Source organism: Prevotella amnii CRIS 21A-A, assembly GCF_000177355.1.
Classification (GTDB): Bacteria; Bacteroidota; Bacteroidia; order Bacteroidales; family Bacteroidaceae; genus Prevotella; species Prevotella amnii.
Window position 1 is genome coordinate 56,010 of record NZ_ADFQ01000051.1, and the last position, 12,278, is coordinate 68,287.

At 33.3% G+C, this 12,278-nt stretch carries 11 protein-coding genes, 1 tRNA gene and 1 other RNA gene; 7 read left to right on the forward strand and 6 right to left on the reverse strand.

The window, feature by feature from the left end; genetic code table 11:
- Positions 1–37 precede the first annotated feature (37 nt).
- A complete protein-coding gene (gene xseB / locus HMPREF9018_RS04455) occupies positions 38–226 on the reverse strand; it encodes an exodeoxyribonuclease VII small subunit (protein WP_008448765.1) in 189 nt (62 codons plus the stop codon).
- Positions 223–1,542, reverse strand: coding sequence for an exodeoxyribonuclease VII large subunit (gene xseA, locus HMPREF9018_RS04460; RefSeq protein ID WP_008448766.1), 1,320 nt, complete (start codon positions 1,540–1,542; stop codon positions 223–225). Before xseA ends, xseB begins: the two co-directional genes overlap by 4 nt.
- Before the next feature lie 169 nt (positions 1,543–1,711).
- Here xseA and HMPREF9018_RS04465 point away from each other — a divergent pair, with 169 nt between their 5' ends.
- From HMPREF9018_RS04465 to purT, 4 genes are all read left to right on the forward strand, one after another.
- Positions 1,712–3,082, forward strand: coding sequence for an MATE family efflux transporter (locus HMPREF9018_RS04465; RefSeq protein WP_008448719.1), 1,371 nt, complete (start codon positions 1,712–1,714; stop codon positions 3,080–3,082).
- A 17-nt stretch (positions 3,083–3,099) separates the two neighbouring features.
- Complete coding sequence (locus tag HMPREF9018_RS04470; protein WP_008448725.1) at positions 3,100–3,726, forward strand: cytidylate kinase-like family protein; 627 nt, start codon at positions 3,100–3,102, stop codon at positions 3,724–3,726.
- Positions 3,727–3,783: 57 nt separating this feature from the next.
- Positions 3,784–4,938, forward strand: a complete 1,155-nt coding sequence (gene rfbB / locus HMPREF9018_RS04475) for a dTDP-glucose 4,6-dehydratase (protein WP_008448700.1) — start codon at positions 3,784–3,786, stop codon at positions 4,936–4,938.
- Between the two features lie 99 nt (positions 4,939–5,037).
- Positions 5,038–6,219, forward strand: a complete 1,182-nt coding sequence (gene purT, locus HMPREF9018_RS04480) for a formate-dependent phosphoribosylglycinamide formyltransferase (RefSeq protein ID WP_008448661.1) — start codon at positions 5,038–5,040, stop codon at positions 6,217–6,219.
- Between the two features lie 87 nt (positions 6,220–6,306).
- Here the strand turns inward: purT and crcB are convergent, their stop codons facing one another.
- Positions 6,307–6,684, reverse strand: a complete 378-nt coding sequence (crcB, locus tag HMPREF9018_RS04485) for a fluoride efflux transporter CrcB (RefSeq protein WP_008448767.1) — start codon at positions 6,682–6,684, stop codon at positions 6,307–6,309.
- 304 nt (positions 6,685–6,988) lie between these two features.
- Here crcB and HMPREF9018_RS04490 point away from each other — a divergent pair, with 304 nt between their 5' ends.
- Positions 6,989–9,124 (forward strand): TonB-dependent receptor, encoded by a 2,136-nt coding sequence (locus HMPREF9018_RS04490; RefSeq protein ID WP_008448777.1) that lies wholly within the window; start codon positions 6,989–6,991, stop codon positions 9,122–9,124.
- A 529-nt stretch (positions 9,125–9,653) separates the two neighbouring features.
- Here the strand turns inward: HMPREF9018_RS04490 and HMPREF9018_RS04495 are convergent.
- The 3 genes from HMPREF9018_RS04495 to ffs all read right to left on the reverse strand — a co-directional run bounded on the left by HMPREF9018_RS04495 (position 9,654) and on the right by ffs (position 10,598).
- Entirely contained in the window at positions 9,654–10,298 is a 645-nt protein-coding gene (locus tag HMPREF9018_RS04495; protein ID WP_008448624.1) for a response regulator transcription factor, read from the reverse strand.
- Positions 10,299–10,424: 126 nt separating this feature from the next.
- Positions 10,425–10,498 (reverse strand) — tRNA-Thr (locus HMPREF9018_RS04500).
- Between the two features lie 2 nt (positions 10,499–10,500).
- Positions 10,501–10,598, reverse strand: an RNA gene (gene ffs, locus HMPREF9018_RS10480) — signal recognition particle sRNA small type.
- Positions 10,599–10,759: 161 nt separating this feature from the next.
- On the opposite strand from ffs, the gene HMPREF9018_RS04505 reads away from it, so the two are divergent.
- Both HMPREF9018_RS04505 and HMPREF9018_RS04510 read left to right on the forward strand, forming a co-directional pair.
- Complete coding sequence (locus tag HMPREF9018_RS04505; RefSeq protein WP_008448779.1) at positions 10,760–11,299, forward strand: DUF4199 domain-containing protein; 540 nt, start codon at positions 10,760–10,762, stop codon at positions 11,297–11,299.
- Positions 11,300–11,318: 19 nt separating this feature from the next.
- On the forward strand, positions 11,319–12,275 hold the full coding sequence (locus tag HMPREF9018_RS04510) for a glycosyltransferase family 2 protein (RefSeq protein ID WP_008448721.1): 957 nt from the start codon (positions 11,319–11,321) through the stop codon (positions 12,273–12,275).
- The last annotated feature ends 3 nt before the right edge of the window (positions 12,276–12,278 follow it).

Genomic DNA, 12,278 nt, shown 5'->3' on the forward strand with positions numbered 1-12,278 from the left:
AAAAAAGGTGAAAAGCTTATTATAAGCTTTCGTGAAATTATTTATCTTCCAAAAGTCCTTGAATATCCTTGTCTGTTTGCATCAACCTATTTTTACATAACTTAACAAGCTCTTGAGCTTTCTTTAGCTGAGTTGTCATAGAATCAAGATCTAACTCGCCACTTTCCATTTTCTCCACAATCTCCTCAAGCTGCCTTACAGCCTCTTCATAATTTATCTTTTTCATTTAAATGTTTTTTTTTTTACAATAGATTTTACTTTTCCATGAAACAACGTAGTAGTTAACACATCATCTTCTTTTATCTGATTAATATTAGTTATCAATCTACCATTACATAAAGTAATACTATAACCTCGTTGTAATAATCTCTTAGGATCTACAGACTTTAGCCTTTGTTCTATTAATTCTATATTATACTTACTATTAAGCAAAAAATGCTGTACGTTAGATAAAAGACTGCTATAATATGCATCTATTTTATTTTGTTCGCCATATATATAAGTAAGCATTAAATTTATCATTTTTTGCAACAACATGTTAAGGTGCTTTTCTTGCTGTGTTTTCACTAAAGAAAACAATAAAGGCACTCTGTTAGCTAAATTATTTATTCGAGTATGCTCATATTTTAACCTGTCATAAACATTTTTATGTATACTTTCTTCTGCTTTTAATATACGAGAAAAGGTTACATTAAGCCTATCTATTAAAAAGGCTGCAGCTGCCGTAGGAGTCTTTACTTTTAAAAAAGATACAAGATCTATCACACTCTCATCACGTTCATGACCTATTCCTGTTATTATAGGTAAAGGAAAATTAGCTATGTTTTCTGCTAAAAATAGAGTATCAAAACTACTAAGATCGGCTGTAGCACCACCACCTCTTATAATAACCACACAATCAAACTCATCTTGACGGTCATTAATATCATTCAGACATGCAATAATATCATGCTCCACTCTCTCACCTTGCATAGCAGACTGAAAAAGTTCTATATGGAAAGAAAAGCCATAATCGTTATTTAATAATTGGTTACAAAAATCTCCATAACCTGCAGCTGTTATTGAAGATATTACAGCTATACGTGATGCAAAGGTAGACAGATAAAGCTCTTTTTGTAAATCAAAAACTCCTTCAGCTCTTAACTGAGCAATTATCTCATTACGCCTACGCATTATATCTCCAAGAGTATATTCCGGGTTAATATCTTCTATTATCCACGAAAAACCATACTGAACATGAAACTGTGCAGACACCTGCACCATTATCTTCATTCCTGCATGGATATTTTGCCCTGTTATACGCTCAAAATAAGCCTTTATATTTAACCATTTATTAGCCCAGCAACGGCCAGCTGCTCGTGCTACAATATTATTAGATGTCTCTTCTTTTTGAATAAACTCCATATAACAATGACCCCTACTCTCGTTAACTTGAGACAATTCTGCCTCAAGCCAATACGTATTATGCAGCTGTAAATGAATAACTTCTGCTACAAGTTCGTTTAAATCTTTTAAAGATAGAGCTTTCTTATTATTAATCATTGCCAAAAATGTTTTTATTCAGAATAAACATTTTACTTTAAAACACCACTTATATTTGTGCAAAATTATATTATTTTTTGGTAAAGGCAGTTATTTATATAAAATAAATGATAGCTTATTAAATAAAACATCTTATTTTTCGTAAATTTGCAAAAATACTTAAATATTAATGGATAATAAAAAAGCAACATTAGAACTAGGGACGAAGCCTATAGGAAAGCTTCTCCTCCAATATGCGTTGCCTGCTATTATTGCGATGATAGCTGCTTCTTTATATAACATCATAGATCGTGTTTTTATAGGTCAATATGTTGGGCCAATGGCAATATCTGGCTTAGCCATAACCTTTCCTTTCATGAATCTTGGAGCTGCCTTTGGCGCAGCAATTGGTGTAGGTGCCTCTACTACTATTAGTGTTAAGCTGGGGCAAAGAGATTATGATACCGCAGAAAATCTTTTAGGTAATACTATAATACTTAATCTTATCGTAGGTTTAAGTTTTGGCATTATTTCTTTAATATTCCTTAATCCTATCTTACATTTCTTCGGAGCCAGCCACACAACATTACCTTATGCTAAAAGCTTCATGCAAATAATATTAGCAGGAAATGTTGTTTCACACATGTATTTAGGTATGAATGCGGTACTACGCGCTTCATCTAAGCCTCGTCATGCTATGTTAGCTACCATTTTTACTGTAGTTATGAATATTATCTTAGATGCCATATTTATCTGTTGGTTAGGTTGGGGCATAGAGGGAGCAGCTATAGCTACTATTATATCTCAAGCTCTTGCTTTATGTTGGCAAATGTCTTTATTTGCAGATAAATCACAAATACTACATTTTAAGAAAGGCATTTATCGCTTAAAGAAGCAATTGGTAAATAATATTATTAGCGTAGGAATATCCCCTTTCTTTATAAACCTTTGTGCGTGTATTATTGTTATATTTATGAATAATCAGCTTGTGAGATATGGTGGTGATATGGCTGTAGGAGCTTATGGTATAGCAAACAGTATTGCTACTATCTTTATAATGTTCGTCATAGGGCTAAATCAGGGCATGCAACCTATTGCTGGGTACAACTATGGAGCTCAAAACATAAGCCGCTTGCTCCATGTCTTAAAACTTACTATCATTGCAGCAACTATAGTAATGACTATAGGGTGGCTATTAAGCATATTCGCACCTTATTATTGTGCTCGGCTCTTCACCACAGATGCTGAGCTTATTAAGCTTTCCATTAAGGCCATTCGTATAAATATGATGATGTATTTGTTCATTGGCTCACAAATGGTTACTACTTTTTTCTTTCTATGTGTAGGAAAAGTAAAAACAAGTATATTTCTATCGCTATCAAGACAACTATTAGTATTGCTTCCTGCGCTTTATATTTTACCACAATTTTTCCATGTTAATGGTGTTTGGTATTCACTTCCTGTAAGCGATTTTACCGCATGGGTTATAGCTATAAGCATACTTGTTTGGTATATAAAAAAGATAAAAACTAATCAGAATAATACAACAAACCAACTCTAAGAACTAATAAAAATCTTATGGACAACGAATTGATTATAAATGTAGGCAGACAATTAGGAAGTGGCGGAAGAGCTATTGCAGAAATGCTTGCTAAACGTTTCAATTGCCAATTCTATGACAAAGAGATCCTAAACATAGCTGCTAAAGAGAGCGGATTCTCAGAAAAATTCTTCGAACAAAACGATGAACAAAAAGGTTTCTTTAAATCTTTATATAATTTTCGCTTACCTATGATGAGCGAAGACCACTTCTATAATAATACTTTTTCTCAAGAAAGCTTATATCAGCTACAAAGTGAGGCTATTATGGAAGCAGCTAACAAATCTTCACGATGTGTCTTTGTGGGAAGAACTGCAGATTATATTCTTCGCGAAAAAAAGAATATTTTAAATATTTTTATTACTGCTCCTATAAATAAACGCATAGAAAACATTATACAGCGCACTGCTTGCACGAAAGAAAAAGCAAGAAACATCATAGAGAAAGGTGATGAAATTAGATCAAAATACTACAATTACTATACAGGTAAGGAATGGGGACATGCCACAAGTTATGATCTATGCATTGATGCTAGTGTTTTAGGTATAGAAGAATCTGCTAACATCATCGCTATTCTTATAAAAAAACGATTTCAGTTACAATAGCTTTTTTACATATACCACTACTATAAAATATATTCAACAATATAAAACTATAAAAATATGAAAACTTATTTAGTAACAGGAGCTGCAGGTTTTATAGGAGCTAACTTCGTAAAATACCTGCTTTACAAAAAATATAAAGACGAAAACATAAAACTTATAATTCTTGATGCACTGACATATGCAGGAAATTTAGGCACTATAAAAGATGATATTGATAACAAACGCTGCTTTTTTATAAAAGGAGATATTCGTGATAGGAAATTACTAAATAATATTTTTTCACAACACGATATCGATTATGTTGTCAATTTTGCTGCAGAAAGTCATGTCGACCGCTCTATTGAAGACCCTCAACTATTTCTCTCTGTAAACATTTTAGGAACACAGTGCTTAATGGACGCAGCTAAGCATGCATGGGTTACAGGAAAAGACGCACAAGGATACCCTACATGGAAAGAAGGAAAGCGTTATCATCAAGTATCAACAGATGAAGTATATGGCTCATTAGGAAATGAAGGATTTTTCACAGAAACATCTCCCCTATGCCCTCATAGCCCTTATTCTGCCTCTAAAACAAGTGCCGATCATATAGTAAAGGCTTATCATGATACTTATCATATGCCCGTAACCATTACACGATGCTCAAACAACTATGGTCCTTATCACTTCCCAGAGAAGTTAATACCACTTATTATCAATAATATTCTAAAAGGGAAATCTCTCCCTGTATATGGAAAAGGGCTTAACATACGCGACTGGCTTTTTGTAGAAGATCATTGTAAAGCTATTGACATGGTTATACGCAAAGGACGCAATGGCGAAGTTTACAACATTGGTGGACACAATGAAATGAAAAACATTGATATTGTTAAGCTAACTATTAAGTCTATTCATGATATGATGGAAAGCAACAAAAACTTACGCTCTATACTCAAAAAACAAGAGAAAGACGCAAATGGTAACATTTCCATTGACTGGATAAATGACGAACTCATAACATTTGTACCCGATCGTTTAGGGCATGATGCACGCTATGCAATAGATGCCACTAAAATAAAGAAAGAGCTTGGGTGGTATCCTGAAACCATGTTTGCTGAAGGTATTATAAAAACCATTAGATGGAATCTTGATAACCAACAATGGATAGAAGATGTTACCTCTGGAGATTACCAAAAATATTATGATATGATGTACACACAAAAAGGACGGTAATAAAAAGGATGTATCAATAAATATTACCTTTTATCTTTAGATATAAAAATAAAAAGAGAAATAGATTTTTTTACGCCATAATATAAATTTGTTTTTATAATGACAAAAATCTTATTACTTGGCTCTGGCGAGTTAGGAAAAGAACTAACTATAGCTGCTAAGCGTGCAGGAGAGTATGTTATAGCTTGCGATAATTATAACAATGCTCCTGCTATGCAAGTAGCTGATGAGAGTGAAATAATAAATATGTTAGATAGCCATGAGCTTCAATCTGTTGTTGATAAACACCAGCCAAACATCATCTTTTGTGAGATAGAAGCTATCAGAACAGAAAAGCTTTTCGACTTTGAGGCACAAGGCATAAAAGTAGTACCATCAGCTAAAGCAGTAAACTATACTATGAACCGCCGTGCCATAAGAGATCTTGCTTCGCAAAAATTAGGCTTACGCACTGCAAAATATTGTTACGCCAGCACTTACGAAGAGTTTATTTCAGCAGTAAAAGAGATTGGCATACCCTGTGTAGTAAAGCCTTTAATGAGCTCAAGTGGGCACGGTCAAAGCTATATACACGATAAAAAAGATATAGACAGTGCCTTCTCTACAGCCATGGAGGGTGCAAGGGGTGATGTTAAAGAAATAATTGTTGAAGAATTTATACACTTTGATAGCGAGTTTACGCTACTTACTGTAACACAACAAAATGGTAAAACTCTTTTTTGTCCTCCTATAGGTCATGTACAAAAGAATGGTGATTATCGTGAAAGTTGGCTACCTTTTACTCTTCCCAATACAGCTCTACAAGAAGCACAAAATATTGCTGATAAAATAACAAAGACTCTAACAGGGAATGGAGTTTGGGGAGTAGAGTTTTTTTATACTACAGATGGCGAAGTTATATTCTCAGAACTATCTCCTCGCCCTCATGATACAGGAATGGTAACACTTGCTCATACCACTAATATTAACGAATTTGAGCTGCATTTCCGTGCAGCTATGGGCTTTCCTATTCCTTCTATACATACAGAACATGCAGGTTGCTCTGCTGTAATTCTATCTCCTATAAATAGCAACATACCTTTAAAATACAATCTTGAGGAAGCCTATAAAGAAGATAAAACCTATATACGCATATTTGGTAAGCCTACAGCTACTATAGGTAGGCGTATGGGAGTAGCTCTATGTTATGATGATGTTAGTGCTGATATTAATAATTTAAGGAAACGTACTAAGGCAGTAGCAAAAAAGGTTCTTGGCACTGATCCTTATATGGATAAATAAAATACCGCAAAATGCTTAGGACAGTATAGTTCTAAGCATTTTGCTTTTATAAAATACTTTTTATATATATGTTTTTATAAGCACAACTTACTTAAAAAAAAGTACTAATTCTCTACCTGCTAAAAGTGCTAAAAAGCCTAAAACAAAGCTAAGACATACATACATAAAAGCAAAGCTATAATTGTTATCCTTTATAATAGAAGCGTTTTCATAAATAAAAGTAGAAAAAGTAGTAAAACCTCCACAAAGACCAGTTGTGAGAAGAAGCTTTGTAGAAGCATTAATACCATGCCCTTCTGGTAATGAGGAGAAAAGACCTATAAGAAAACAGCCTAAAACATTTACAAAAAAAGTACCTAAAGGAAAACTTCCTAATATGGAAAATTTTAAAAACTGCGAAAAAAGATAACGCAATCCTCCTCCTAAAAAACTACCTATTCCTACTATTATAAAACCTTTTATCATCTACCTTTTTGCTACTTTTGTTTATCCTCTAAAGCCACATTCCTTAATAATGTATATTTACATAATTCTATATAAACAGAATATCTTACTTTCATTTTACAAATATTAATATTACACATACAAAGATAGTAATAAATATTTATTTCTGGCAAATATGACTATATAAAAAAGTCATTATACTTGTCATTATTTTTAGGTATTGCCGCTTCCAAGCTATTTATATATCTTTGCAAAAGATTTTTAGCGTTCGTTAAATAATTTAAAGCTGAACGCTTCCTTTTAGTATTAACAAATATAATTTAACATGACAAAAAAGAATTATTTGCTTCTTGGTATGGCTGCATTAGCATACACTAACAGCTATGCTAATGATGTTACCAAGGTCGATTCTACACTTCTTTTAAAAGAAGTAGTTATCAGTACAACACGCATTCCTGAAATAAAGTCTAATGCTGCTACAACTGTTACTATTATAGATCAAAAACAAATAGCACAAATGAGCAAAGCAGAATCTGATATATCTCATTTATTAGGTTTGCTTACTCCGGGTATGGCTTTAGCAAGCAACACAACAAGCTCACGAACTCAGACTCTTAGAGGTAGAAGTGCCCTTGTTTTAATAGATGGAATACCACAATCTACCCCTTTAAGATCTACCGATAGAGACATTCGCTCTTTAGATGTTTCTGCCATTGACCATATAGAAATAATAAAGGGTGCTACCTCTTTATACGGTAATGGTGCTATAGGTGGTGTAATAAACATCATTACAAAAAAGAACACAACAAAGAAAACATTTGCAGGTCAGTCGTCTTTATCTGGTTCTACATATAATTTCTACCATGGTAGCGATGGTATGGGCTATCGTTTTAACCAGCAGTTTTATGGTTCTATCAATAAGCTTAGCTATTTAGTTAGTGGGACTCTTTCTAAAACAGGTAGCAGCATAGATGGAGATGGAGAATATATATCGCCACGTTATGGGCTTGGAGATACTTATACATCAAATGCTCTTGTGAAATTAGGTTATGCCTTTTCACCTAAAAACAGTATAGAGTTTATGTATAATTTTTATAGAAGTTTGCAACATACTTCTTTAATTCAGCAAGCAGGAGAATATCTCAAAACTCCTGCAATAGGTGTTTTTGGCGATAAAGATCCTCAAGCATCTGATGAAGGTACACGATATAACCATAATGCATATTTAAAGTTTACCTCTCGAAAACTGTTTGCAAACACCGACTTTGAGGCTTCTCTTTACGGCACAAGTCTATACACTATATTCGATTTTAGAAAGCATAACCCTAAAAAACCACGCTGGGAAGAAACAAGCGGTCAGGCTACTATAAAGGATCAAAAGCTTGGGTTCCGTTCTCAATTTAGCACCTTACTAGCCTTCTCTGACAACTCCTTTACACATCTTGTATATGGATTTGATTATCTTTTAGATAAGACTTCACAACCTCTTGTTGATGGGCGTTACTGGGTACCTAACCTTACAAGTAATAACGAAGCAATATTCTTGCAAACAAAAACTACTCTTTCTAAAGATCTTAACATCAAGGTAGGTGCTCGTTATGATATTATAGATGTTAATGTTCCTAACTACGACATATTACGCACAAAGAAAAGTGCTCCAGAGGTACATGTAAAAGGCGGAAATCTCAAATATAACAACTTATCATTTAATGCTGGTATATCTTACAATAAATATCGTGCGTTCCAACCTTTCATAGCTTATTCTCAAGGTTTCTCTATTTTCGATTTAGGTCGTACACTACGTGCTGCTAAAGAAGATGTTTTATCTAAAATATCAACAGAGCCTGTAAAGACCGATAACTATGAAATTGGAGCTTACTCTGATATCAATCGTTGGCTACAGCTAAATGGTGCATTCTTCTACACATACTCAAAATTAGGTAGCGACCTTAAGATTAATAAAGCAGGTTTTTGGGAAGTAAACCGCACTCCTCAAAAGGTATATGGTATAGAACTAAACGCAGATGCACAGCTTCTTAATAACCTAAAAGCTGGGGCTAACTTTACATGGTTTGAAGGTAAGATAAAAGATACTTATGGTCAATGGAGAAGTTATATGTCTAATATTTCTATACCTGCTGCTAAATTCGCAATGTATATAGATTATTCTCCTGTGAAAAATGCTTATTTACAGCTACATTATATCCACTCAGGAAACCGCGACCGCTTTCAACCTATTGATGACGGAAAATATAACGAAGGTGAAGGTAAGATCAGCAGCTTTAATCTGCTCAACTTTACAGCAGGGTACAAGCTAAACTCTTGGGATATTAATTTGGGTATCTCTAACTTACTTAACAATACTTACTATACTACAACCTCTATGCTTATGGCAAGAGATGCAGAATACGCACATGCTGATGGACGCAAAATATCATTAACAGTAACATTTAAGTATTAAAAAACTTTTCATTAAACATAAAACAATTAATTGATTCAGTAAAGGGCTGAACCCGTTTATATATGGGGTTCAGCCTTTTTTTTATTGCTCCTTACTTTTATTTATAATACATAAAAAATATATATGCTAAAAGATAAAAGCAAAATACTTCATTTATCACATTAGAAGGATAAACACTTTTGATACTAAAATCTTATCTTTAAAACATATAAAAACAACAGTGGGGAAAGAAAAATAAATTATTTTTATTTTATTTTTAATCTATTTTTAGTATAAAAATAGATTAATTTTCTAATATTTACATCTGCTTTTTCACTACCAAACATTAGCATTACTTACTTAAAAAGTAATGCTCTTTTGCTATGTAAAGATACTTTTTATATGCTTTTCATAGCTATTCTTTTTCATATAATCACTCCTTTATGCTACAATAATATAATTGCTACACTTCATAATGTGTTAATAGTATGAATAATAATAAATAAAATATACTAACATTCTCCTAACATAGCAACATCTTCTAAAGACATTAAATAGAATAATCTGTAATGTCTAATAATCCTGCCCTTAAAGCATAGCGTGTAGCTTCATGGGCTGTATTTACACTAAGCTTACGAAAAATGTTTTTACGATGTGTGTTTATAGTATGAAAAGAAGAGTAACGCTTATTTGCTATTTCCTTAGTAGTAAGCCCTTGTGCTATATCTATAAGTATTTCTGTTTCAGTCTTAGTTAATCTTTTTTGCTCAACACACATAGAAGACTCTTTTTCTATAAGCATCTCTTTAGCCTGTTTACAAACAAACAGACTACCTTTGACGGCTTTTTTTATACATTCTTGTATTTCACTTTTTGTAGAATCTTTAAAAAGTATGCTCACCTTAATACCTACATTAACAACTTTCCTTAAAAGCCTAAGGCTAAGCTCTTCGCTCCAAAGTATAAAAATCACGTCAGCAAAACGCAGCCCCATAACATATAAATCGTTAAAACTCGGAATATCAAAAAGCGTGTAATCTATAATAACAATACTTTTAGGGCTGTCTTTAAGCATATTAATAAGCTCTGTTTTGTTTTGCACAATAACATTTTTTGTATATCCCATTTTAGAAAGAATATACATCATTCCTGCCTGTGTTATGTCCTGATTGTCTGCTAATATAATATTTACCATAGCCCAAAGTTATAAATTAAAAATAGCATATATGGCAAAAAAAAGAAAAATATAATAAAAATAAGAAGAACTATATTACACAAAAAAAAATAAGAAGCACACTTTTATAGGTGTGCTTCTTATGAGAGCCTCTTGTCGGATTCGAACCAACGACCCCGAGATTACAAATCACGTGCTCTGGCCAACTGAGCTAAAGAGGCGGGTGAGCAAGCTATTCTTATCGCACCGCTACAACCTCCTACCCTTGCTATGTTCCCATCCTGGGGGATTTAAAGGGAGCTGGTCGTAAGAGACTTGCTCATTTTTACAAAAAGCGTTTTAGCTTTTGCGAGTGCAAAGTTAAACATTTTCTTTGAATTAGCAAGGCATATATTTATACTTTTTTTCATTTTAACAAAAATGCTCATTTTAAATGAAGCAATACCTTCCAAGTATGACAATTAAATTGTAAATTTGCACACATGAAATTAGAAGATTATAAGATTTTAAACACCTATGCTTTATATGATGGTATATACTTAGGTGTAATATGGACAGGTGCCTTTGTGTGCTTCTTAGGTGCGGCATATTTTTCTTTCCTCGCACAATTTAACACAATGCTAATATTGTGTACCCCTTTCTTTGTAGCTTATCGTATGCGTTTGATGCGTGATAAAAGTTTGGAAGGTCTCATTAGTTTTAAGCAAGGTATGCTATATTGTTTTAGAGTATATTTCACTGGAGCACTAATATTAGGAATAATACAATACCTATATTTTAAGTTTTTAGATAATGGCAGAATGCTACAGAGCATGATAGCTGTAATACAATCTAAAGAAGGTGGTGAAATTATAAAAAGCTATGGCTACAAAATAGAAGAAGCTATAAGCATATTGCCACAGGTTTTTACGCCTCAAAACATTGTTTTTGGAAGTTTTATATATGAAATGATATTAGGTTTTTTCCTAAGCATTATCACTTGCTTAATCTTAAAACGCTCTATACCTAAGAATAAAGTTTAGAAAATAAAAAGATAAAAATATGGATATTTCAGTTGTTATTCCACTATATAACGAAGCCGAGAGCCTCTCTGAGCTGCACGCATGGATTAGTAAGGTAATGAAAGAACACAATTACTCTTACGAGATAATCTTTATCAATGATGGTTCTACTGATAATAGTTGGGACATTATAGAAAGTCTACGCCTTAAAGACAGCCATGTTAAAGGTATAAAGTTTAGAAGAAACTACGGAAAGAGTCCCGCTCTTTTTTGTGGTTTCAAAGCTGCTCAAGGCGATGTTGTTATTACAATGGACGCCGACTTGCAAGACTCTCCCGACGAGATTCCAGCCTTATACGATATGATAGTAAAAGACGGCAATGACCTCGTTAGTGGATATAAACAAAAGCGTTATGACCCTATAACAAAAACAGTGCCTACCAAGCTGTTCAATGCCACTGCACGAAAGATTAGCGGAGTGCATAATCTACATGATTTTAATTGTGGTTTAAAAGCATATCGCCTTGATGTTGTGAAAAATATAGAGGTATATGGCGAGATGCATCGTTACATTCCTTACCTTGCCAAAGAAGCCGGATTTACAAAAATAAAAGAAAAGATAGTACACCATCAGGCTCGTAAGTATGGCGTATCTAAGTTTGGTATAAACCGTTTCTTTAATGGTTACCTCGATTTGCTTACACTTTGGTTTTTAACTAACTTTGGTAAGAAGCCCATGCATGTCTTTGGGCTTATGGGGTCCTTTGTTTTCCTTATAGGCTTTATAGCTTTTCTTTGTCTTATCTTAGACAAATGTTATATGCTTATAAATGGAGAGTATGGCGACTTGCTCGTTAATCATGCTTCCTTTTTCATAGCTTTAATAGCTATGGTTATAGGTACACAACTGTTTTTAGCAGGTTTCATAGGCGACTTAATTAGTCGTAGTAACCCTCATCGTAACGATTACCAGATAGAAAAAGAATTAGGTTTATAAAAA